Annotated in this window: 16 protein-coding genes and 2 tRNA genes; 10 read left to right on the top strand and 8 right to left on the bottom strand. The window is 42.0% G+C overall.

All coding sequences use genetic code 11. The features are described 5' to 3' along the window. Positions 1-16 precede the first annotated feature (16 nt). Complete coding sequence (locus tag AC1DUD_RS17565; protein WP_477376652.1) at positions 17-2,203, top strand: IPT/TIG domain-containing protein; 2,187 nt, start codon at positions 17-19, stop codon at positions 2,201-2,203. A gap of 692 nt (positions 2,204-2,895) precedes the next feature. Here AC1DUD_RS17565 and AC1DUD_RS17570 read toward each other — a convergent pair. Beyond that, the gene (locus AC1DUD_RS17570) at positions 2,896-4,284 is read right to left on the bottom strand and encodes a S41 family peptidase (RefSeq protein WP_477376654.1); all 1,389 of its coding nucleotides are present in this window, start codon (positions 4,282-4,284) and stop codon (positions 2,896-2,898) included. Between the two features lie 171 nt (positions 4,285-4,455). Here AC1DUD_RS17570 and AC1DUD_RS17575 point away from each other — a divergent pair, with 171 nt between their 5' ends. The 4 genes from AC1DUD_RS17575 to AC1DUD_RS17590 all read left to right on the top strand — a co-directional run bounded on the left by AC1DUD_RS17575 (position 4,456) and on the right by AC1DUD_RS17590 (position 11,282). After that, positions 4,456-5,448: a FecR family protein gene (locus AC1DUD_RS17575; protein WP_477376656.1), complete on the top strand. Its 993-nt coding sequence runs from the start codon at positions 4,456-4,458 to the stop codon at positions 5,446-5,448. An 87-nt stretch (positions 5,449-5,535) separates the two neighbouring features. Beyond that, positions 5,536-8,835, top strand: coding sequence for a TonB-dependent receptor (locus AC1DUD_RS17580; RefSeq protein WP_477376658.1), 3,300 nt, complete (start codon positions 5,536-5,538; stop codon positions 8,833-8,835). A gap of 156 nt (positions 8,836-8,991) precedes the next feature. After that, on the top strand, positions 8,992-10,428 hold the full coding sequence (locus AC1DUD_RS17585) for a hypothetical protein (protein ID WP_477376660.1): 1,437 nt from the start codon (positions 8,992-8,994) through the stop codon (positions 10,426-10,428). Positions 10,429-10,511: 83 nt separating this feature from the next. Continuing rightward, entirely contained in the window at positions 10,512-11,282 is a 771-nt protein-coding gene (locus AC1DUD_RS17590) for a hypothetical protein (protein ID WP_477376662.1), read from the top strand. A gap of 232 nt (positions 11,283-11,514) precedes the next feature. Here the strand turns inward: AC1DUD_RS17590 and AC1DUD_RS17595 are convergent, their stop codons facing one another. Further along, complete coding sequence (locus AC1DUD_RS17595; RefSeq protein ID WP_477376664.1) at positions 11,515-12,090, bottom strand: RNA polymerase sigma factor; 576 nt, start codon at positions 12,088-12,090, stop codon at positions 11,515-11,517. A 309-nt stretch (positions 12,091-12,399) separates the two neighbouring features. Here AC1DUD_RS17595 and AC1DUD_RS17600 point away from each other — a divergent pair, with 309 nt between their 5' ends. Both AC1DUD_RS17600 and AC1DUD_RS17605 read left to right on the top strand, forming a co-directional pair. Then, entirely contained in the window at positions 12,400-12,825 is a 426-nt protein-coding gene (locus AC1DUD_RS17600; RefSeq protein WP_477376666.1) for a hypothetical protein, read from the top strand. Positions 12,826-12,832: 7 nt separating this feature from the next. Then, on the top strand, positions 12,833-13,108 hold the full coding sequence (locus AC1DUD_RS17605; RefSeq protein ID WP_477376668.1) for a hypothetical protein: 276 nt from the start codon (positions 12,833-12,835) through the stop codon (positions 13,106-13,108). Between the two features lie 146 nt (positions 13,109-13,254). Here AC1DUD_RS17605 and AC1DUD_RS17610 read toward each other — a convergent pair. The 3 genes from AC1DUD_RS17610 to AC1DUD_RS17620 form a co-directional block, all read right to left on the bottom strand. Beyond that, positions 13,255-13,339: transfer RNA gene (locus tag AC1DUD_RS17610), tRNA-Leu, on the bottom strand. A gap of 72 nt (positions 13,340-13,411) precedes the next feature. Then, positions 13,412-13,484 (bottom strand) — tRNA-Gly (locus tag AC1DUD_RS17615). 123 nt (positions 13,485-13,607) lie between these two features. Next, a complete protein-coding gene (locus AC1DUD_RS17620; protein ID WP_477376670.1) occupies positions 13,608-14,090 on the bottom strand; it encodes a regulatory protein RecX in 483 nt (160 codons plus the stop codon). A gap of 60 nt (positions 14,091-14,150) precedes the next feature. Between AC1DUD_RS17620 and AC1DUD_RS17625 the strand changes: the two genes are divergently transcribed. Together AC1DUD_RS17625 and AC1DUD_RS17630 are read left to right on the top strand one after the other, a co-directional pair. Further along, entirely contained in the window at positions 14,151-16,613 is a 2,463-nt protein-coding gene (locus tag AC1DUD_RS17625) for a bifunctional UDP-N-acetylmuramoyl-tripeptide:D-alanyl-D-alanine ligase/alanine racemase (RefSeq protein WP_477376672.1), read from the top strand. Between the two features lie 15 nt (positions 16,614-16,628). Continuing rightward, the gene (locus AC1DUD_RS17630; RefSeq protein ID WP_477376674.1) at positions 16,629-17,219 is read left to right on the top strand and encodes a DUF502 domain-containing protein; all 591 of its coding nucleotides are present in this window, start codon (positions 16,629-16,631) and stop codon (positions 17,217-17,219) included. Between the two features lie 60 nt (positions 17,220-17,279). Here AC1DUD_RS17630 and AC1DUD_RS17635 read toward each other — a convergent pair whose 3' ends face one another. Continuing rightward, positions 17,280-18,536 (bottom strand): TCR/Tet family MFS transporter, encoded by a 1,257-nt coding sequence (locus AC1DUD_RS17635; protein WP_477376676.1) that lies wholly within the window; start codon positions 18,534-18,536, stop codon positions 17,280-17,282. A gap of 311 nt (positions 18,537-18,847) precedes the next feature. Further along, complete coding sequence (locus AC1DUD_RS17640) at positions 18,848-20,113, bottom strand: TCR/Tet family MFS transporter (protein WP_477376678.1); 1,266 nt, start codon at positions 20,111-20,113, stop codon at positions 18,848-18,850. Between the two features lie 93 nt (positions 20,114-20,206). Between AC1DUD_RS17640 and AC1DUD_RS17645 the strand changes: the two genes are divergently transcribed. Continuing rightward, complete coding sequence (locus tag AC1DUD_RS17645) at positions 20,207-22,159, top strand: TlpA family protein disulfide reductase (RefSeq protein ID WP_477376680.1); 1,953 nt, start codon at positions 20,207-20,209, stop codon at positions 22,157-22,159. Between the two features lie 75 nt (positions 22,160-22,234). Here the strand turns inward: AC1DUD_RS17645 and AC1DUD_RS17650 are convergent, their stop codons facing one another. Beyond that, complete coding sequence (locus tag AC1DUD_RS17650; RefSeq protein ID WP_091219526.1) at positions 22,235-22,942, bottom strand: LOG family protein; 708 nt, start codon at positions 22,940-22,942, stop codon at positions 22,235-22,237. Between the last annotated feature and the right edge of the window lie 38 nt (positions 22,943-22,980).

The raw sequence follows: 22,980 nt of genomic DNA on the forward strand, positions 1-22,980 counted from the left end.
TTAAAAAATCAACAACATGAAAAAATATAGTATCAGGTTTTTCAGCATGGTGTGTTGCCTTATGGTGATTATGCTGGGTGCCTGTAAAAAAGATAAGGATAAAGGCGTAACGCCCCAGCCCAAAGTTACAGAGTATTACCCTAACAGCGGTGGCGAAGGTACACTTGTTACCGTTGCAGGCAGCGGCTTTAGCGGCAGTATATCAGCTACGTTTGCCGGTACAAGTGCGGATGTAGTAAGCGTTACGACTACCGAAATGGTTGTAAGGGCACCTAAAGGTGGTAGCAGCGGGGATATAGCCTTAAAGCTGGATAACGCATCGCTAACTGTAGGCAAGTACACTTACCAGGATTTGAGCATCCGTAAAATAAGCCCCATCAACGGTACTGCCGGCGCGCATGTGCGTGTATCAGGTTCGGGCTTCAGTAGCGCCACCGGGCCTGCTGTAGTTACCATTAACGGGAAAACCACGCAGATAGTAAGTGCTTCAGACACCCTTTTGGTTGTTGAAGTGCCTGCCAACGTTGGCACAGGACCGGTAAAGATTACTGTTAATGGTAAAAATGTTACCGGGCAAAGCTTCAAATACCAGGTCATCAATACCATAAAACCGCTTACCGGTGGTAAGGGTACAATTGTGCGTATTAACGGCAGTGGCTTTGAAAATACCATTGTGGGTAACACTATCGATTTTAATGGTAAGCAAGCAGTAGTGAAGGAAGCTGATGTTGATCATATTATAGTAGTTGCTCCTGATGCGGTACAAACCGGGCCGCTATCGGTAACCATTAACGGGCAAAAAATTGTTGGTCCGGTGTTTACCGCAGTGCCGCCGCCGGTTATTCAAACAGTTACTCCGTTAAGCGGGCCTGCAAAAACAGTAATGACCATAGCGGGAACAACATTTAGTGCCATACCGGATGAAAATAAGGTAACCATCAATGGCATAACAATCCCGGTTACGGCAGCCACGGCTACAAAACTAACCTTGACCATTCCCGGTGGCACAGGTAACGGCAAAGTGATTTTAAGTGTAAACGATCAAACGGTGCAAGGGCCTGATTTTAAAGATCAATCGGTAGGTATTACCTCTTTGAGCCCGGAAAATGGTTTGGCAGGTACACATGTTATCATCAGCGGCTTAGGCTTTAATACTACCGCAAGTATGAACAAGGTAACCTTTAATGGCGTAGCCGCTACCGTGGTAAGCGCCACAGCCTCCAGCCTGGAGGTAATTGCACCGCAAGGTTTATCAACAGGCCCGGTAAAGGTGGTAACCGATGGAGTTGAAGCACTCGCTCCGGCCGACTTTAAACGTGCCGGCGTGATAACAATTGCCGGTGGGCCTGGAAACACTTCATTAACCCTGGCCTCGTACCGCTCAGGTAGTTTGGCTGTGGATAGCAAAGGCAATGTTTTTGTGATAGAGGTGGAGCAAAGCCGTATTAAGAAGATAGCCACGAATGGCACAGTTACCTTATTTGCAGGCAGCCCAACAGGCGAAAGAGGCTATGTAGAAGGCCAGGGCGATAAAGCTTTGTTTAACCTAAGTACCAACCCCGGCATGGATATCGACGAAAACGATAACCTTTATGTTAGCGATGGTACTAAGGTTCGTAAAATAACGCCGCAGGGCATGGTAAGCACTTTCGTGAGTAATTTAGGAACCATCAATAAATTGGCGTTTGATGAAACCGGGATCCTTTATGTGATGGGGAGTTTTAACGGCGCATGGCGAATAGATAAAGAGGGCACCCGCTCGGCTGTGAGTATTATCGCTTCGCAGGATGATTCACGCCCTGCTCCATATAATGGTTATTTATATAAGGTGAGTAACGAGGGGAATTATCTTGATAGTTATAACCTGCTTACCAATAGTTCTTTAAATAGATGGGTTGGCTCAAATTACGGTTTTGCTGATGGCATAGGGATGGCAGCCGCGTTCAGTGCTATAAACGGATTGGTATCTGATCGTGCCGGTACTATTTATGTATCTGATTACATTAATAAGGCGATCCGTAAAATAAATATCGCCACCAGGGAGGTTACCACCGTGTTACAATTCTCAGCAGGTACCAATGTTGATGGCGCATTCAACCAGGCCAAATCAGGCTCGTTAGGAGATATCACTGTAGACAGGCAGGGCAATATCTATTTTATAGATATGAGCAATAATGCAGTGAGGAAGATTTTCCTGAAATAAAAAAAGCGATGTAATAGTTTATGAACCGGGACAGTTTAATTGTCCCGGTTTGTTATTCAATATGTTTTATTTATTTTAGGAAAACATTTCTTCGGATTATAAGCCAGTAATGATAATACCTCATCAATCTTTGTTTTCATTTTAGATTAATTATCATGTCGCAAACTAAAGAAGAAGCCTATTCATTCCATAATCCGCATTTAATGATATTAGGTTTAATCGCAGTATTAGGAGGTTTAGCCATATATGGAGCGATTACGTGGCTTGTGTTAATTGTAACCGATACTAATTAAACCGGCGAAATAGCTTTAATATGCTACTATATGTTAAATTAGGGGCTCTCTGGTTGCCATTATTTCTGATATTGATTTGCATATACAAATGATAACCTGCTTTTAAAATCTTGATTGAAGCTCCGAAAATGAGCAGAAGGAAGCCATCTGCAAACTTTTCCAAATCATTAGCCAGGCTTTTGAAAAGTTTGGTATTATTATCACTTAAGTAAATCCTTAAACGGCACCGCCCGCTGTTGCTTGGTAACAGCGGGCGGTTTTTGACTTTAAGTATATTTCTTCTATAATCTGCCCTGCCAATTGGCTGATCCTTTTTAGGTGGTAAGACCTTCGAATTGAAAGGGGATGGTTAAAATTGCCATGGAACAGCAATCTGCGGCAGTACATCAAGGGGACTTGCTATTGTTTAACATGATGAACATTAACCGGCGCAGCATGGGAAGCCCGCTCTTGTGCCGAATGGTACGTTAGTATTGTAGTTGCGGCCGTGTTTAGTGCCATTTTATTTTTTGTAACTGTTGATGTGGTTAAATTACCTGTCAATTTAAGTGCCTCATTCAGTAAAGGATCTGCGGGATCTCCAAATTGTTTAAGCGGGAGCCCGGTAAATTCATCAGCCTGATAATCGGGTACCAGGCCGCTGCTGTAATCTCCATCTCCCCTGGCATTGTACAGCTTAAACACAAGCGGATGAAGTACCAGGTTTACAAGGGCTGGCTTACGTTCATCGGTAATCGAAAAACTGGCCATATCTTTACCTATGGTTTTTTGCCCTATTTGTATCACCGAAGTATAGGGCTTTAAGGTATTAATCAGTAACTCGGCCGATGAAGCAGTTGCGGCTGTGGTTAACACTATTATTTTTTCGAGGGACAGGCGCCTGTTTTTAATTTCTGAAAATGATTGCGGTTGATAATCGTTTTCAAGCATGGTTTGCTGAAAAGTGCGGCTGCTCCGGCCTCCGTTTTTGTTGGCCTGGTATATGGCAAACGTTTGGTTTGCCTCGGTGTTGGTTAATAACCCTGCTATTTTAGCGGCCGAAGAAACGTCACCACCGGGGTTATAACGAAGATCAATAACGAGGTTTGAAATTCCGGCTGCTCCCAGTTTTGATAATGAATCGAGCATATTACGATCAAATACGCCGTTAAAAGCATCATAAAAAATATAGCCTGTCTTTTTACCGGCCAGGCCGAATGTTTTGGTAAGATATACCGGCTGTTCGGTAAAATAAAGTGTAGAGAGGTTAATTGTTCCGGCGCTGATAAAAGCGCCGTCATGTAATTGGGCCAATTGTAGCTTGATATTACCACCCTGTTTAAAAATATGCTGTACATTGCTGCTGGTAGTACTGTTAATGGTAATATCATTAACAGCAGTAAAAAAGTCGCCCCGTTTTAATCCCGCTTTGTCGGCTGCACTGCCGGGCACCATCAATGTTACTGTAGCTATTAGTGACTGGGGTGCAGTGGCATTAGTTAATAAGGCATAATCAAACCCGTAATATCCAAATGAGGAGTATTCTGTTTTTACCTCGTCAGGATCATCAAGGTATGAAAACCTGTCGACACTATTTAGCAGGCTTTTAAAAAATGATGTGGCCGACTTATTCTCTGATGGGTTGCTGGGCAAAGTTTCATTCCAGTAATAATATACTCGCATACTATCCAATATCCATCGCCGGCTGGAAGAAAGGCTATCAGAAGTCACATTTTCCTTTTTGCATGATAGGGCAGTGACCATTATCAGCATTAAATAAAAAAACAGTGGGTGGGAATTGACCTTCATTTTTATCAATTTGAATTGTTCCTTCCTGTCATACGAATGGCAAGAAGGGATTCCCTATTGAGATTGGTGTTTTTCCTTACAGACAGAATTACCCTCAAAAAAATCAAAACCGGATAGGGAATCGGATCGGCTGCCGCGTATTATCAATAAAGAAAGAAAATACACCACCATATGGCCGATACGATCACCAAAACATTACTCAAAAAATACTTTGATGGAAATTGCTCCATTGATGAAAAAAAGCAGGTTTTAAAATATTTAGAGCGGGACGATCAATCGGTATTGGATGAGTATATAATGGAACAGGCTGCAGTGGGCAGCAAAATCGAAAGTTCTGCGTCGTTAAAAGAGCAGTTTTTCAATAGGCTTAGGTCGGCTATTGATAAACCGGATCAGCGCAAAATAATTAGTTGGAAACACGCAGTAACCTATCGCGTTGCAGCGGGGATTGCTTTACTTATGGCCGTTGGCATAGCGTACTGGCTTATTGGTAATAAAACAAATGAAAAAATACAGCAATTGGTTACCATCAGCAACCGTGAAAACTTCACTCATAAAATTGTATTGAGCGATGGTACTCAGGTTTGGCTTAATCCTAACTCTTCCCTTAGCTACAATAAAATTAATTTCTCAGATACCAGCAGGGAGGTTGCCCTGACCGGTGAGGCTTTTTTTGATGTAAGCCATGATGCTGCTAAACCCTTCAGGGTTACATCGGGTAATATTGTCACCCGTGTTTTAGGTACCGCTTTTAATATAACAGCTTATAAAAACGAGAAAAATATCGATGTATTACTTGTACGTGGACGGGTGCAGGTATCATCGGGCAGCCAACAGCGGTTGCTCACCCCCGGACAGTTGCTTAGCTACAACAACAGCAACAGTAATATCGATGTGCACAGTGTACAGGTTGATGGTAAAATGGATTCGTTTACCAGCGGTAAAATGGTTTTCGACAATACACCGCTGGCTACTGCAATTAACCGCATAGCCGATGCCTATGCTGTTCACATTGACTTTAAAGACAGTTCATTAGTTAAAAACAAAATGATAACCGGAGCCTACACCCGTAACACAGCAGATGAAGTGCTGCGCAGGATCCTGTTTATACATGGATTGAAATTTAAAAAGAAGGGAGAGCATGAATATATCATAAACGATTAATCCCTATGTTGAAAATTGGGAATACCGCAGCAACGGTATCCCCTTAAATTTTGAAATAAGTCCTCGAAAAACGTTATCAAAAAATTTATGTACGTATTTACTAATAATAAGTTCTTCAAACAAAAAAAAATCCATTTCACAGCTCAACTATTCTTTTTTATTGTTTTTTATGCGATATCCAAAGTCAATGCCCAGACAAATATCAGCCAGCTTCGCAATTCTGTGAGCCTGACCCTGGCCTCCGCTAATTTAGATGAGGTACTGGTGCAATTAAAGAAGCAATCGGCATATGACTTTTTTTACGATAAAGAAGCTGCAAAAAAAGTAAAAGTCAACAACCTGAAATTCAGCGACACCCCCTTAGGCAGCGTTTTACTCGATCTCAAAAAGAAACTGTCGCTTGAATACAATCTCGAAGGCCGGGAAATATCAGTAAGGATAGAAAAACGGCCGGTACAAAGCCCGGCTAAACAACAAAAGGACGGTAAAATTACCGGTAAGGTACTTGACGATAAAGGCGAAACATTACCCGGTGCAACCATTAAGCTTACAGAAGCCAATAAAGCAGTGCAAAGCGGCCCCGACGGCTCATACATGTTTGTAGTTACTCCCGGAACATACACCATTGAGATCACTTATATTTCCTTTCAATCGCAGCGGATCTCCGGCATTATTGTAACTGAAGACAAAAGTACGCTGCTGGATATTGCACTTAAACCTGCCTCAAATGCATTGAATGAGGTGGTGATCAAATCCGATTATAAAAAAGCATCGGTAGAAGGTTTATACGCGCGGCAAAAAAACAACGCTGCTGTATCTGATGGTATCACCGCCGAACAGATTAGCCGTACGCCGGATAATAATACCGCGCAGGTACTTACCCGGGTAAGCGGTTTGCAGGTATCACAAAACAGGTTTGTGGTGGTACGCGGCATGAGCGACAGGTATAACAATGTGATGCTGAACGGAGCACAACTGCCCAGCACGGAGCCTAACCGCCGCGATTTCGCGTTTGATGTTATCCCAAGCCCGCTGGTTGATAATATTGTAGTAAATAAAACCGCCACACCCGATTTGACCGGCGAATTTACCGGCGGACTTGTGCAGATAACCACTAAGGATATCCCTGATGAAAACTTTGCGGAGTTTACCGTAGGCAGCGGCTACAACAACAGGGCTACCGGCAAGGATTTCATAAGTGGATACCGCGGTTCTAAAAATTATTGGGGCTTTGCAAATGATTATCAGCGTAAGCCCACAGGTATGAGCCTGAATGAGTATAATAACCTGGCCATTAAAATTGGAGGGGGTACGGCAACCACCGATGAAAAAGCGCAGGCCGCCAAATTTTTAGGAACCTTGCCCAACAACTGGGCTTTAAGAAAATATACCGCGCAACCTATTCAAAACTACCAGTTTACCGCAGCACATAGTTTTCCTTTTAAGGATAATTCAACCCTGGGCATTGTTGCCGCTTTAACCTACCGTAATGAGCAGTTGGCCAATGAACACAATGTATATCAATCAACTGTAAGTGATTATAAAGGGACTGATTATATATTTAACACACTATGGGGCGGCAGTGTTAACCTTGGTTATATTAACGGCACCAACAAGTTTACTTTAAAAAACACCTATAACCGGCGTTTTAGTGACAAGTATTTTACCTATGCCGGCATTAATGGTGAAAACAATTCTAAGATTGACAACTACAGTGACCAAACCGTAATAAATGAATTATTTCAAACAAATTTTACCGGCGAACATATTTTAGGCAAGCGAAAGATTAAGGCCGATTATGGATTTGCGCTTTCAACTGTAAATCGCGATCAACCCTTTAGCCGTTTGATGGACAGGGTGATACCTAACGGGAACCAAACCCCCGATGATTATTTCACTTATAATTTCAGCGATAGCAATATAAAAAATGGCAGTGTTTATTATTCAGACTATGCCGAAAAACGCTACTCATGGCAGGCAAACATACAGGTACCTTTTCAATTGTTAAAACTCAACCAGGCTTTTAAATTTGGTTACCAGGGTAATTATCGTACTGCTGATTATCAAACAGATTTTTACCGCATAAAAAATGTTGGCGACAGTGGTACTGGAAACAGTCGCTACGATGGGTTAGCTTATTATGATGTATACAATTCATCTGAATTTGCCAAAGGAAACCTGTACCTGTTTCCTACTATTGCTGATGGTAACGGAGTAGCTGATAAAACAGTTGGTACCGGTTACAAGGGCCGCCAGAACCTCAACGCGTTCTATGGCATGTTTGATGCCAAGCTTACCAAACAGATAAGGTTAATTGCCGGGGTAAGGTACGAACAAAATACGCAGAAGGTATCTACTCGTACACGTAGGCCCGTGCCAGGCGACCAGGTAGCCCCGATTGTAGACAGCCTCATTACCACCAAAAAGAACACCCTGCTACCATCTGTTAATGCTATTTATGCCCTAACACCTAAAATGAATATCAGGGTCGCTTATTACAAAACAGTTGCCCGTCCGGATTTCAGGGAGCTCTCTTATTTTAGTTATTTTGATTTTGATCTGTTCAGGTCTGTAAGGGGATCAAACCTGAAATCAACTACCGTACAAAATTTTGATATCAGGTATGAATATTATCCTTCACCGGGTGAAATAATATCCGTATCAGGTTTTCACAAGGATTTTAAAGATCCCATCGAGATACTTTACCCTAATCAGGTTCCAAGGTCTTACGTATACAGTAATTTAAAGAGTGCTAAAAATACTGGCTTTGAAGTAGATGTACGAAAATCATTCAATTTTATTTCAACGTCTTCGTCCTTTTGGTCAAGCCTTTACCTTTCGGGCAATTTTACTTATCTCAAAGCCAGTGTTGACCTGGGTACTGTATACGCTGTTAATGATAAGGGCGAGGCCGTACCCAGCAAGCGCGACCGGCCGTTAACAGGGCAATCGCCTTATATTATTAACGCGGGCATTCTTTATACCGGCAGCCACTTTGGTTTTAACGCTGTTTATAATCGTTATGGCCAGCGTATAGTTTACGCGTCGCCAAACCGTGCCGAAGATCAATATGAAAACGGCAGGGACGTGATAGACCTACAGCTGAGCTACAAATTCCTTAAAAACAATAAGGCCGAGTTCCGCTTAAATATCAGCAATTTGCTCAATAGCCAAATGTTTTATTACGTGAACGCTTATCCGCCGGGCAACAAAACTTATTCTGAAGCAACACCTTCTGTTGATACTTATCCTGGCGATGGCACGCCGCCTCTGCCAGCAAATCAGGTTGATCCCAAGGGGACCCGGTACAATGCTGCTTATGACACAAAAATATTTACCTGGAAGTACGGTACTACTTCAACGCTCAATTTCATTTATCGCTTTTAATTGTAACCATCATATAAATTTTAAGAAGAAAGGAAACAAACATCTATCAAAAAACAACAAAAGCCTGCGTTGCTTACCGGCTTAAAAGGTGAAGCCAGTTAAAAACCAAATTGAATAAAGGGAACCAAATTTCTATTTATTTAAAAAGCACACACTATGAAAATGCAATTTAAATCCATCAGTTTATTAGTACTTGCTGCGGCTTTAGGCTTTAGCAGCTGTAAAAAACAGGAAGGCGTAACTGCTCCTCAAGGCGATTTTGACCGCTCCTCAAAAGCGTTATTCCCTGATACCCATGCGCTGCCAACTGCAACTGGTACTATCAGCGGCCTTATTACCAGCAACATTACCCTTACTAATGATAAGGTATGGTTTATTAATGGCCCTACTTTTGTTGACAGCACTGTTACTATCACTATACAGGCTGGTACTTATATTAAAGGTTTAGCAACTGCCAACACTACAAGCGGCTTCCCTTCATACCTGGTTATCAGGAGAGGGGGTAAAATTGACGCACAAGGTACTACTGCTAACCCTATCGTATTTACATCGGCCAAGGCAAGCGGCCAGCGTGCAAAAGGCGATTGGGGTGGTGTTGTACTTTTAGGCCAGGCTCCAACTAACCAGGCTAAACCACAAATTGAAGGTATCCCTGTAGCCCAGATCCCATCTGGCTTAGCAGGTAAAGACGCTATCGGTTACGGCGGCGCTACTGAAACTGATAACTCAGGTATCCTTAAAAATGTACGTATTGAATTTGCCGGTGTTGTTGTTAGCGACGGTAATGAACTAAACGGCCTTACTTTGGGTGGTGTTGGTGCAGGTACAACATTGGATCATATCCAGGTATCATACGGTGCCGACGATGCTTTTGAGTTTTTTGGTGGTTCGGTAAACGCTAAATTTTTAATCTCTTATGGTAATGATGATGATGATCTGGATTTTGATCAGGGTTACCAGGGTTCAATCCAGTTTGCCCTTGCTGCTAAAGATCTTAACTTTACTTATTCATCAAGCCCTAACGGTATCGAGAGCAACAATATCTCTTCTCCTATCGTTACCACCGGCGGTGCATTTGCAAGCCGTGTAACACAACCGGTTTTATCAAACATTACCTTTGTTGGTGGTGCTACAGCGGGCCCAACTTCAGGTATCGGTCACCTGTTCCGTGTAAATTCAAGTTACAAAGTACGTAACTCAATTAATTTTGGCTTTAACGCCGGTGCCACATTGATCAATACTACTGGTAGTGAGTATTCAAACAGTTACGTTCATGGTTACAGCACAGCTGTTACAGGTGCTGCTTTAACTTCAACCGCAGTAACATCATTAACCGGTGCAAATCCAAACACTACAATTAAGCTGGTTGCTCCGTTCAGTGCTACTGCTCAAGATTGGAGAATCCTGCCAAGTGCACCTGCAAATATCAGAACCGGCGCTGTGTTTACAGGCCTTGCTGTTACCCACCCGGGCGGTACTTTCTCCGCATTTGATACCACACCAGCTTATTTAGGTGCATTTGGGTTACAAGCTGCTGCCCGTTGGGATAGCGGTGGCTGGGCTTCATACGAGCCTTTCACCAATGCTTACTAATTAAAATTTATTTTGACTGGTTATAATTAAAAGAAATAAAGTACCGTGAGCATAAGGCTCATGGTACTTTTTAAATTAGTTTTATGAAAAAAATCAAACTCCTGTTTTTAATAATATTCGTTACACAATTCTTTATTGCATGTAAAAAAGAGGGTAAGCTTATTGAAGCAAAAAGCTACGGTAGTTTTTATATCAGTTCAACTACTACTACAGACATAGGTATACTTTTAATTGATATTGACGGTAAAATAGCCGATACATTGAAAGCCCCGGCAGATAGTAAAACTATCAAGGCATATATTGGTAGCCACAAAATAAAAATATATCAGCCTGGTAAATCGGGTAATCCGGTAATTGACACCGCGCTTAATGTAAAAGCCAATAATTTAAAACTGAATTTTTTATACACCGGCGATTTAAAAATTATTGGCGGCGGCTACGATGGTAGCATAAAACCGGCAACTGGAAACAGCCTTGTACAATTTGTTAACCTTGACAATTCATTACCAGCATTACTAAATATGAAGATCTATGAACTTTACTATAATGACGCAGGTGAATATTTTTACGATGAAGTTTCAACTATAAATGGTATAAGTAAAACGGGGTTTAGTCCTTATATAGAATTGCCGCCGCCTAAACATATTGATGATGGCTTCGGTGGTTATTATTATGAAGTTTTTAACGCCGCAAACAATGATAAATTGGTTGATGTATTAACCGATTTTCCAGCAGTATTATTTGAGAATCAATCACAGCAATTCGTACCTAACAAGGTCATGTCATTGGGTATAATTAAAGATCCATCCGGCCTCTTCAGTTCAACCATTATCTATGATACCATGCTCAAATAACCCCAATTAACAAATCAATATATATATAATAAAAAAGGCCGGTTCCAAATAACCGGCCTTTTCAAAATGCAATTTATCCATCAGATAATTTCTTATCGGGATATCCACAAAAATACATTTTTATATCGTTTAAATTAGTGTAATTTTAATATTAACTCCAAGTATAAATATATCAAATAAGTTAATGTTTGTTGGTAGTCACCCCCGGCATGTTACGCTAATCACTACTGAACTAAGTTGTCAACAGTTGAATGATCAGCACAACGGTTAATGATGACAAATTACCGGTTTGGTAAGCGAGTTTAACCTGTTTCCTTATTTCTTTTGATGCTTCATTCAAGTGGTTATCCACTGTTTTTGATGAGATCCCGAGACTTAACGCTATATTTTTATAGCTAAGGCCATCCTCCTTAAACATACGGTAAACACGCTGCCGTTTTGCGGGCATTTTATCAATAATTTCTTTAACGATAATTTCATATTCCTTTAATTCGGCCGACCCCTCCGAATCAACTGATGATGCGGCAAAGTATTTTAATTCGTCCCTGGCAATTTCCTGCCTGCATTTTTTTCGCAGTTCATCCCTGAAAACGTTGCGGGCATATACATATATTACCGGTGTATAATCGCCATGATCTTCCAGTTCATCCAGCTTTTCCCATAGCTTTATGTACGCTGTTTGTAATATATCATGGGTTTGCTCCTCATCCCGTGTCAACTTTAAAAAAGTGTTCCTGAGCTTATCAAAGGTATCGCTGTAAATTTCTTCAAAACGGGTTAACCGGGCAGGTTTATCAGCTAATTTCATATGCAGGTTTTACGTATGTAAATTATCCAGCAGATATTAACTGAATGTTAAAAGCCTAAAATATTTTTTGAATATTGTTCCTTATAAAATAAATATAAAATAGGAAACATAATTTAAAAATGCCGTCCTGACCAGTAGTACGACTTTATAAAAGTGATATGTATTGAACACCTTTGGTTAATCCTGCATTCGCTCATGACTTAATGGGAGAGCAAAGAAAAAAGCTACTCAATATAAAGTAGATCATTGTTCGAAAGGTTGTAGGACAAGATAAAATCGGAATTCGTAAATAACAGCTATAACGAGAGATTGCAGGAATTGCGTCTTTTAGATGGATCGGTCGGATTGTTTGATCTTGTTTTGGAGGATGAGAATATTGGTGTTCAAAGGATTGAATATCTGCAGGACCGCAGGTTATTAATAAAACAACTTGAAGAACAACGGTTGGTGATTTCGAAGGCAAGAAAATTATTTGTTGCAGATAGGTTGAAATTTGATGATTTTAAAGAACTTAAGATAGAAAGCCAGGCAATTTGTAACAATGTAGGGGTAGAGTTGAACAGTAATGCATCTAAATTAAAATTACTTCGGGAACAATTAAAAGTAGAAGGAAGAACTATCAATCAGATATTTTACAACTTTTTAAACCTGGACATATTGGATAAGATGTATATTGTGAGTATGATTCCACCAACAACTATTAATATTACTACAGGCTGTATCAATACAAATTAATAGTGTTTTGGCAAATATATTGTCTTTTAAAAACCCGAACGCAACCTTTGAAGGGGCGACTCCGGATAGGGAAATAAAAAGTTATAGAGAAAGAAAAGTTCCGACAAGACGGGCGATTTCGATCCTGATAAAAAATGGTATTCAATTAGATGAAAGCGAAGCCGGGGTGGTTTTAGATTTTCTATATCGCATGGCAAAAACATATAATTTTACTAATGCCCCAAATAACAAGATCCCTAAGTGGATATCGAACCAGCAAAAAACAGAGCAGAAGGTATCTTAAACTTACTTTTTAGACTACATCTCAAAAAGGTATAACAAATATTTACGGAAAAATCGAACCGTTGCTGGGAGTGGTGTAACTATTTGATTAGTAGATTTTTACGGGTATAAAAAAAGGAAACAACGACCATGTGTTGTTTCCTTAAGTACTCAGAGCGGGAATCGAACCCGCACTCCGTTTACGGGAACAGGATTTTAAGTCCTGCGTGTCTACCAGTTCCACCATCTGAGCAGCGCTTGTCCCGATTTGATCGGGATGGCAGTTTTAAAAATAAAACCCTTCTTTTTATCAGGAAGGGCTTTGAGCGAAAGACGAGATTCGAACTCGCGACCCCGACCTTGGCAAGGTCGTGCTCTACCAACTGAGCTACTTTCGCATTGGTATTTTCCTCGCTTTGAGTTGGCTTTCGTTAACCGGCTGCCTATCTCGTTTGCGGGAGTGCAAATATAGGCAGAAATGTATACTCTGCAAGGAAAATTTTAACTTTTTTGAAAATAGTTTATAACTCGCTGTTTTTCAAAATATCAGATATCAGCTCGGCCTCAAATCCGCGGCCCATGGCGTACTGTTGCAACTTGTATCGGCGCTTAAGCTGGTTCTTTTCGGTTATGGTAGCCGATTTTTTTTGCAGCAGGTGGGTTAATGCAGCTAAATAATCGTCCAAATCGATACCAAGGAGTGCTTTTTTGATCAATACATCCGGTATTCGTTTAAGCTTTAATCCTTGTTTTATTTTAATACGGCCCCAGGTTTTTTGGTTGAATTTGCTTTTAGCATAGAGCTTTGCAAAACGTTCTTCATTAAGGAAGTTACCCTCTATCAACTGGCTGATGATGTGTTCAACGGCATCCGGCCAAAGTCCCCAATCGTAAAGTTTGTCGCGTACTTCCTGCTGGGCACGCTCCTGGTAGGCACAAAAGTGTTCGGCTTTGGCAAGGGCAACTTTCTCGTCGGTAATTTTAATTGATTTGGGCTGATCCATTTAGAAATCAAAATTCGTTAAAAATTATTCTTTTTGTTTTAATATCTCCAAATTAGCATCATGCGCAGTAACACGTACACTATAACCGCTATAAAAAAGATCATCAAGGCAGATGGCAACATTGTTGATGAACATACCATCAGTGCGCTTTTTACTGATAGCCGCCGGATCAGCAATCCTGCCCATGGCTTGTTTTTTGCCCTGAGCGGCAGGCGCAACGGCCACGAGTTTGTTGCCGAAGCTTATGCAGGTGGTGTGCGCAATTTTGTGGTAGAGCATGGCCCTGAGTTTAACCTGCCCGGCGCCAACTTTTTAATAGTGCCCGATCCGCTGGCTGCACTACAGACACTGGCGGCTTATCACCGTAGCCGCTTTAAGCTGGAAGTGATTGGTATTACTGGCAGCAATGGTAAAACTATAGTTAAAGAATGGCTTTACCAGCTGCTTTCGGCCGATAAAAATATCGTACGTAATCCTAAAAGTTATAATTCGCAAATTGGTGTGCCGTTATCTGTATGGCAAATCAACGACCGCAACGAACTGGGTATCTTTGAAGCGGGCATCTCCACGGTAAATGAGATGGCTAAGCTGGAAGCTATCATCAAACCCGAGTTAGGGGTACTAACGCATATTGGCCCGGCACATGATGAGGGTTTTGAGTCGCCCAAACAAAAGCTCCTGGAAAAGCTTGGACTTTTCAAGCACAGCCGGTTGTTGATCCATAATTATGATCAGCTGATCGGTTATGAAAAAGATATCGCCGCCAAAGAAACTTTTACCTGGAGCCGCAAATTCCGGGAATCTGACCTGTATGTTTTCAGCGAGACTGTGATCTCCAAAAACTACTATTTCCGCGCCCGCTACCAGGGTAAGGAGATCGAGTGCCTTATTCCTTTTACCGATCAGGCTTCGGTAGAAAATGCCATTACTTGCTGGGCTGCCATGCTGGCTTTAGGCTATAGCCCTGTTGAGGCCGATAAACGCATCGAGCGCCTTGCGCCGGTAAGTATGCGGCTGGAATTGAAAAATGGGGTAAACAATTGCTCGGTTATCGATGATTCATATAATTCGGATCTGCAATCGCTTGAGATAGCGCTTAATTTTCTGTCGCAGCAAAATCAACATCTAAAAAAGACACTAATCCTGTCGGATATTTATCAATCGGGCCTGCAGCAGGATGTGTTGTATAAACAAGTGGCCGAATTGATCTGTGCCAAAAAGATAGACAAGTTTATTGGCGTGGGAGAGGCCCTGCTAACGCACCAGCAGTATTTTGATGTGGCTGAACAGTATTTTTATGCCGATACCACCACATTGCTACAACAATTAAAAGCGCTCAATTTTAAAGATGAAACCATCCTGATCAAGGGATCACGCAGTTTTGAATTTGAGCAGGTAAGCCGTGCATTGGCTCAAAAAGCACACGAAACCGTAATGGAGATCAACCTGAACTCCTTACTAAATAACCTCAACTTTTATAAGTCGAAATTAAAGCCGGGCGTAAAGGTAATGGCTATGGTAAAGGCATTTAGCTATGGCAGCGGTACGTTTGAGGTAGCCAATATGCTGCAATACAATAAGGTTGATTACCTGGCTGTGGCTTATATAGATGAAGGGGTAGCCTTAAGACAGGCCGGGATCATCCTGCCTATTAAAGTGCTTAATCCCGAAGCTTCGGCATTTGATAAACTTGCCGAATACAAGCTTGAGCCTGTAATTTACAGTTTTGGTTTGTTAGATGATTTTGTGGGATACGCTTCGGCGCGGGGTATTGCCGCTTACCCGGTTCACCTTAAAATTGATACGGGTATGCACCGCCTCGGTTTTGAAAATTATGAGATAGAAACCCTGTGCGATATGCTGGAAGCTAACCGTTACGTACGGGTGCAGTCGGTTTTTTCACATTTGGCAGCAAGCGAAGCTCCGGAGCATGACGAGTTTACAAAAAAACAGATCAAGCGTTTTGAAAAAGCTTTTAAGGAGATAGAAAAGGCACTGGGTTATAAGGTGATCAAGCATATCTGTAATACGGCTGGTATCATCCGCTGGCCTTCGGCGCATTATGATATGGTACGACTGGGGATAGGTTTGTATGGGATAGATTCGTCGGTACCGGCATCGGATGCCGGTTTGCAGCCTATTGCCAGCTTAAAAACCAGTGTTGCCCAGGTTAAAAAGATAGGGGCGGGGGATACCATCAGTTACGGCCGCAGTGGCAGTCTCCTGAAAGATGGTAAAATAGCTACCATCCGTATCGGTTATGCCGATGGTTATTTACGTGCCTTTGGCAAAGGTGTTGGCAAAATGCTGGTAAAAGGAACACTGGTACCTACGGTAGGTAACATCACTATGGATATGTGTATGCTGGATGTAAGCGGATTGGATGTGCGGGAAGGCGACGAGGTGATCATATTTGACGAGCACCAACGCATCGAAGAACTGGCAAAGCAGATAGGTACCATCCCCTATGAAATATTAACCAATATTTCGCAAAGGGTAAAAAGAGTGTACTTTTACGAGTAGAAATCAGGGGTTAAAATGAACAGGTTAGCGCGGGTATTATTCAAGTATTTTGTAAAAGGGATGTTAGTGGTAGTACCCGTTGGTGCCGCCATTTTCCTGATGTACTGGGCAGTGGCCAGCATTGATAAGGCACTTAACCTGAGCGATCTGTGGGTTGATAAAACCGGGAAACATATGTATATCCCGGGATTAGGGATCTTGAATGTGATAGTGGTTATCATGATCATGGGGGTATTAGTTACCAATGTGATCACCGAACCTATTAAAGGCTGGTTCAGGCGTTGGTTTGCGCGTTTGCCCATCTTTGCGTTCCTATACTCATCGATAAAAGATTTGACCGAAGCTTTTGTAGGAGAGGAGAAAAAGTTCAACGAGCCGGTGTTAGTTGAGGTGAACGAGTTCGGTTTAAAAAAGATAGGTTTTTTGGTTCAAAAAGATCTGGCCAAGATAGGACTACCTGGTGAAGTTGCTGTGTATTTTCCTTATTCTTATTCCTTTGCCGGGCAGGTGGTTATCATTGCTGCTGATAAGGTAAAACCGATGGATAAGAGCGCTGCTGATGTGATGAAGTTTGTGATATCAGGAGGGGTAAGCGGATTGGATTAATTTTTTGTAGAGACGCATCACATGCGTCTTTTCGCTTCAATAGACGCATGTGATGCGTCTCTACGTAATTACTTCCACTTCCTTTGACTCTACCAACTTTGCTTTCCTAAAACTTCTGATCGCTAAAAAAACAGCAATTAACATTAAAACGGCTCCCAAAATATAAGGCGCACCCGGAAAATAAGTTGAAGTGTTGCGATGGGTAAACAAATGAAACACCGAACTCATCAACAGTGGACCAATAATCACTGCCAAACTACTGATACTGGTTAAGGAGCCCTGTAATTCGCCCTGTTCTTTAGCAGACACGGTACTGGTGATCATGCCTTGTAACGACGGCCCGGAAATACCCCCAAGGCAGTAAGGCACCATAAAAACGTACATCATCCAACCCTGGTTAGCAAAGGCTATAAGCGTTAAGCCGATGGTGTAAAATAGCAACCCTGCCACAATGTTTTTCTCCTGCCCAAATTTGGGGATGGTATACCTGATGAGTCCCCCTTGTATAGCTACCAGAACAATGCCTATAAAAAAGCCTAAAAAGCCTATGCTTTTGAGTGCCCAATCAAATTTTTCGGTTACATAAAATGATAATACATATTCAACTGCTTTTTGGGCTATGTAAACCAATGAGAACGCGCCTATAAGCCCGGTCAAAGAGGGATAGCGCGACAGGTTCCGTAACGAACTAATAGGATTGGCCTTTTTCCATTCAAAACGCCTGCGATTTTTGATGTTCAACGATTCGGGCAGTACAAAATAGCCGTATGCAGCGTTTAGGAGCGCCAGACCCGCGGCCAGCATGAATGGGAACCGCACATTTAATGCACCCAAAAAGCTTCCGGTGCCTATACCAATAATAAATCCAAGTCCGGATGCTGCGCCAACCAAGCCAAAGTTTGCTGCCCGGTTTTTACCGGTGCTGATATCGGCTATGTAAGCGGTTGCTGTGGTGTTACTGGCACCAGCAAAGCCTGCTATTGCCCGGCCAATGAACAGCCATGCAACGGTAGGCGCAAAGGCCATAAAAACATAATCGATGCCGAAACCTAACAGGGAGCCCAATAAGATAGGTCGGCGGCCATATCTGTCGCTCAGGTTACCCAACAACGATGAAAACAGGAACTGCATAGAGGCATAGATAAATGTTAAGTAGCCGTTGTACTGGGCGGCTGTACTTACATCCATATTGCCCAGTTTTTCGAGTAAGGAGGGCATTACCGGGATAATGATGCCTAAACCAAGTACATCAATAAAAAGCGTTACGAAAATAAAGCCTAAGGCGGCGGTATGTTTTTTTTTAGGTTTGGCGCTCATTAATAATGATAAAGGTTTAAACAGGTTAAAAGTTTTGGGAGTCGATATTTTACAGTTTGACCGTTGATTGATACTTGTGCTTTTGCTGTTATTGATGGTAGCTCCATAAGGTTAGGATGGCAAAAAAATATGTCCTTACGAGGAGGAACGACGAAGCAATCGCATACTATACAGGGCGGTTATACTTCCGTGCGATTGCCGCGCTATGCTCGCAATGACATAGCTTTTGTTTGATTTTCCGGACGCCTATGGTAATAACATCAACAACGGCGAAGCTTTAAGCTTTGTGCATTCTGCTTTTATATAAATGATCAATGCAACGTAGCTACAGCATCAATATCCTTTGCCGAGGTTTTCTTTACGTTTTTAAAATTACGGATAGCAAGCAAGGCGCTTATGAGCATCAATATCGCACCTAAAATAAAAGGTGCCCCCGGTAAAAAGAAAGGCCTTTTATCGTTAGTGAAATAATAAAACAAAGTGGTCATCACCCATGGGCCAAAAATGGCGCTCAGGCTCATCAAACTGGTGAGGCCGCCCTGTAGTTCGCCCTGTTCATTGGCGGGTACCTGGTTGGTCATGATGCCCTGTAGTGCCGGGCCCGCAATACCGCCAAGAGCGTAAGGCACCATAAAGGCGAACATCATCCATCCCCGGGTTGCTAATGCAAACAGGATGAGCCCTACGCTGTACAGCAGCAGGCCAACCCAAATGCAACGTTCCATACCCAGCTTAGGTAGTATGATACGCATCAATCCGCCTTGAACAAGTGCTATCATCAAACCTATAAAAGCGAGTGAATAGCCAACAGTATCCTCGCCCCATTTAAATTTTTCGAAAGTGAAATAAGTCCAAACGTTTTGTACAGCCTGCCCTGCAAAATACACCAGGAACAGTGACAATGCTAAACCCATTACCGAAGGGTATTTTTTTAACTGCAGCAACGAACCCAGCGGATTTGCCCTTTTTAAATCAAAAGGGCGGCGATGCGCATCGTCCAGTGATTCAGGCAATATGAAGAAACCATAGATAGCATTCAAAAATGCTAAGCCGGCGGCCGCAAAAAATGGATATTGAACATCCATTTTACCTAATATGCCGCCAATTGCCGGGCCAATGATGAAGCCAAGACCGAAAGCAACGCCGATCATTCCAAAGTTTTGGGCCCGTTTTTCGGGCGTGCTTACATCAGCAATATAAGCAGATGCTGTAGTAAAACTTGCCCCGGTGATACCGGCAATAGCCCGGCCTAAAAACAGCCAGCCTATAGATGGTGCAAAAGCAAGAAACAGATAATCGATACCAAAACCTAACAGCGAGCAAAGTAAAACCGGGCGGCGACCGTACTTATCGCTCAGGTTGCCTATTAATGGTGAAAACAGGAATTGCATTACCGAATACGCAAGCGTTAAAAAACCCGCGTATAACGAAGCCTCGCTCAAGCCGGCATGGATCAGTTTTTCAATTAGCTTGGGCAGCACAGGTATAATGATCCCTAATCCTACCACATCAATCAGTAAAGTAACAAAGATAAAGCCTAATGCCTTCTGCGGTTTATTCTTGACGGAATTGTCCATGGTGCAAAATAAATTATTAAGGTTAATAATTGTTAAAATAATTGTATTTAAAATAATTTGTACCTAACTTCAACTATATTATTAGTTAAACCTATGAAACCACACAAATCAATCCTGCTATTGCCGGCTTTGCTGGCTATACAATGCGTTTTTGCACAAAAAACTCATCTTACATTATCCAGTAGTAATCCATCTCCAACTGAAAAGATTAAGATCACCTATGATCCGGAGGGTACGCCTATTGCCGGCAAAAAGGATATCGGTGCAGAGGTGTATTACATTGATGGAAAAGATAACCCGGCCACCGATATCAGTTTGAAAGCGGAGGGAAGTTTATTGTCAGGTGATTTTACTATCCCGGCTACAGCGAAGGCTTTCTTTATAAAAATATTTAGTGACGGTGATATTGATAACAATAACGATAAGGGGTATGTTTATTTAGTTTATAAGGATAAAAAGCCTGTCCAGGGCGCTTATGAAGCCCAAGGTTATATATTAAGTGGTGTTGGTAATAATTATGCCAAAATAAAGACCGACTCTGAAGAAGGCCTGGCATTGTTTAAAAAAGAGTATGACGCCTATCCTCAGGCCGAAAAGCCTTATCAGTTTAATTACTATTACATATTAGCGAAGAAAAAAGATCCCGCTACTGCAGCCATGTTAAACGCCAAGGTTAAATCGCTTGAAAAAAGCGCCGTGGAGAAAGACCTGATCCTTGCAGCCAATATCCTGAACTGGCGAAACCAAAAAACATCTGCCGATTCATTGGGCGAAATAATCAAAGCTAAATTTCCCAAGGGCGAATCGGTGAAAAATGATGCCGAGTTTGTTATGGTGCGCGAGCGTGACGTGCACAAAAAGGATTCGCTTTATACCGCTTATGTGACCAAATTTCCTGAAATGGCCACCGATAAAGGCGGAAGGATAGATTTTATAAGAGGTCAGTTAGCCGGTGGTTTTTTAAGAGCTGGTGATACCGTGGCGTTTAATAAATACGCAACGTTGACTCAAGACAAAATGAGCATAACAATGAGCTACAATAATATGGCTTATGAATGGGCACAAAAAGGAGAAAACCTTAATCAAGCCGAAAAGCTTTCAAAGCAAACGCTGGATATCATTACTGGAAAAATGAAGAATCCGATTGTATCATCGTTCATGTCGGTAAATGATGCAAAAAAGCAAAATAAAGTTGTTTACAACATCTATGCTGATACTTATGCATTCATTTTATATAAAGAGAAAAAATATGATGAGGCACTTAAGTATCAGAAAGAACTTTATGCCACTAACAAGGATAATGACCCAACCACAAACGAGCATTACGTACTTATTTTGAATGCCCTCGGTAAATATGCCGAATCAAAAGAGGTAATTGAAAGCGCGTTTAAGGCAGCTAAAGTTTCACCGGTTTTAAAGGATGAATTGAAAAAAGCTTATGTTGGATTAAAAGGTAGTGAAACGGGTTATGATCAGTACCTGGTTGGTTTATCAGATATCGCAAAAGATAAAAAGAGGGAAGAGGTGGCTAAGCAGATGATCAACCAACCAGCCACAAAGTTTGCCCTTAAGGATTTTGCCGGAAACACTGTTTCGCTGGCCGATTTGAAAGGCAAAATTGTTATAGTCGATTTTTGGGCTACCTGGTGCGGCCCTTGTAAAGCATCTTTCCCGGGTATGCAAATGGCCGTAAATAAATACAAGGACGACCAGGATGTGAAATTCCTGTTTATAGATACCTGGGAAAATGGAGATAATTATATTGATGGCGTAAAGAAATTCATTGCCGATAATAAATATACTTTCAACGTGCTGGTAGATGAAAAAGGAGGCGATGGCAGGCAGTCAAAAGTAGTATCACAATTTGGCGTGAACGGTATCCCAACAAAGTTTATTATTGATAAAAATGGCAATATCCGCTTTAAGGTTGTGGGCTTTGATGGTTCGGCAGAGGGGTTGGTAGATGAAGTGAGCGCAATGATTGACATGGCAAAAGGGCCTGTCACCGCCGAAGCTGCTGTTGCTCCAAAACAAAGCATGAAATAGCTGATCACAAACCTAAAACTATATCAAATAAAAATGCCGCCCTGATGGAGCGGCATTTTTTTATTGGTGAGCCTGTTAAAAGTTTGGCTTAAGTACGTATTTGTTGTAGAACCTGGTGATGTGCTCAACGGCTTCTTCGGCAGTGTCAACAACCCGGTAAAGGTTAAGATCGTCGGGGTTGATGTTATGCTGTTCGTTCAGCATTTTTTCCTCAACCCAATTAAACAGGCCTTTCCAGTATTCAACCCCAACAAATATGATGGGGAAGCGGGCAATTTTACCGGTTTGAATGAGCGTGATGGCCTCAAACGATTCATCCATAGTGCCAAAACCACCGGGCAAAATGATAAAGCCCTGTGAGTACTTCATAAACATAACCTTGCGGATAAAGAAGTAATCGAACTCCATGATCTTATCCCTGTCGATATATTTATTGTGGAACTGCTCAAACGGCAACTCAATGTTAAGGCCTACTGATTTACCGCCGTTTTCATAAGCACCTTTGTTGGCAGCTTCCATAATACCAGGGCCACCGCCAGATATTACGCCATAGCCATGCTCGGTAAGCAGGCGGGCGGTATCTACTGCAAGTTGGTAGTATTTGTTATCGGTATGCGTACGCGCCGACCCGAAGATGGATACGCAGGGGCCAATTTTAGCCAGTTTTTCAAAGCCGTCAACAAATTCGGCCATTATTTTAAAGATCTGCCAGGAGTCGGTAACCTTAATTTCCTGCCAGTTTTTATTCTCGAATGCTTGTCTTATTTTATCTTCTCCGGTCATATGCTTTTTTTAGTCCGAAAGTCCGATGTCGGGAAGTC

The organism is Mucilaginibacter sp. P4_A11 (assembly GCF_056402535.1).

Excerpts from the sequence above, each read along its gene's own strand:
- AC1DUD_RS17590 (WP_477376662.1), top strand. The coding sequence starts at position 10,512 with ATGAAAAAAATCAAACTCCTGTTTTTAATAATATTCGTTACACAATTC.
- AC1DUD_RS17580 (WP_477376658.1), top strand. The coding sequence starts at position 5,536 with ATGTACGTATTTACTAATAATAAGTTCTTCAAACAAAAAAAAATCCAT.
- AC1DUD_RS17620 (WP_477376670.1), bottom strand. The coding sequence starts at position 14,090 with ATGGATCAGCCCAAATCAATTAAAATTACCGACGAGAAAGTTGCCCTT.
- AC1DUD_RS17625 (WP_477376672.1), top strand. The coding sequence starts at position 14,151 with ATGCGCAGTAACACGTACACTATAACCGCTATAAAAAAGATCATCAAG.
- AC1DUD_RS17570 (WP_477376654.1), bottom strand. The coding sequence starts at position 4,284 with ATGAAGGTCAATTCCCACCCACTGTTTTTTTATTTAATGCTGATAATG.
- AC1DUD_RS17595 (WP_477376664.1), bottom strand. The coding sequence starts at position 12,090 with ATGAAATTAGCTGATAAACCTGCCCGGTTAACCCGTTTTGAAGAAATT.
- AC1DUD_RS17585 (WP_477376660.1), top strand. The coding sequence starts at position 8,992 with ATGAAAATGCAATTTAAATCCATCAGTTTATTAGTACTTGCTGCGGCT.
- AC1DUD_RS17565 (WP_477376652.1), top strand. The coding sequence starts at position 17 with ATGAAAAAATATAGTATCAGGTTTTTCAGCATGGTGTGTTGCCTTATG.
- AC1DUD_RS17635 (WP_477376676.1), bottom strand. The coding sequence starts at position 18,536 with ATGAGCGCCAAACCTAAAAAAAAACATACCGCCGCCTTAGGCTTTATT.
- AC1DUD_RS17630 (WP_477376674.1), top strand. The coding sequence starts at position 16,629 with ATGAACAGGTTAGCGCGGGTATTATTCAAGTATTTTGTAAAAGGGATG.
- AC1DUD_RS17645 (WP_477376680.1), top strand. The coding sequence starts at position 20,207 with ATGAAACCACACAAATCAATCCTGCTATTGCCGGCTTTGCTGGCTATA.
- AC1DUD_RS17640 (WP_477376678.1), bottom strand. The coding sequence starts at position 20,113 with ATGGACAATTCCGTCAAGAATAAACCGCAGAAGGCATTAGGCTTTATC.
- AC1DUD_RS17650 (WP_091219526.1), bottom strand. The coding sequence starts at position 22,942 with ATGACCGGAGAAGATAAAATAAGACAAGCATTCGAGAATAAAAACTGG.
- AC1DUD_RS17575 (WP_477376656.1), top strand. The coding sequence starts at position 4,456 with ATGGCCGATACGATCACCAAAACATTACTCAAAAAATACTTTGATGGA.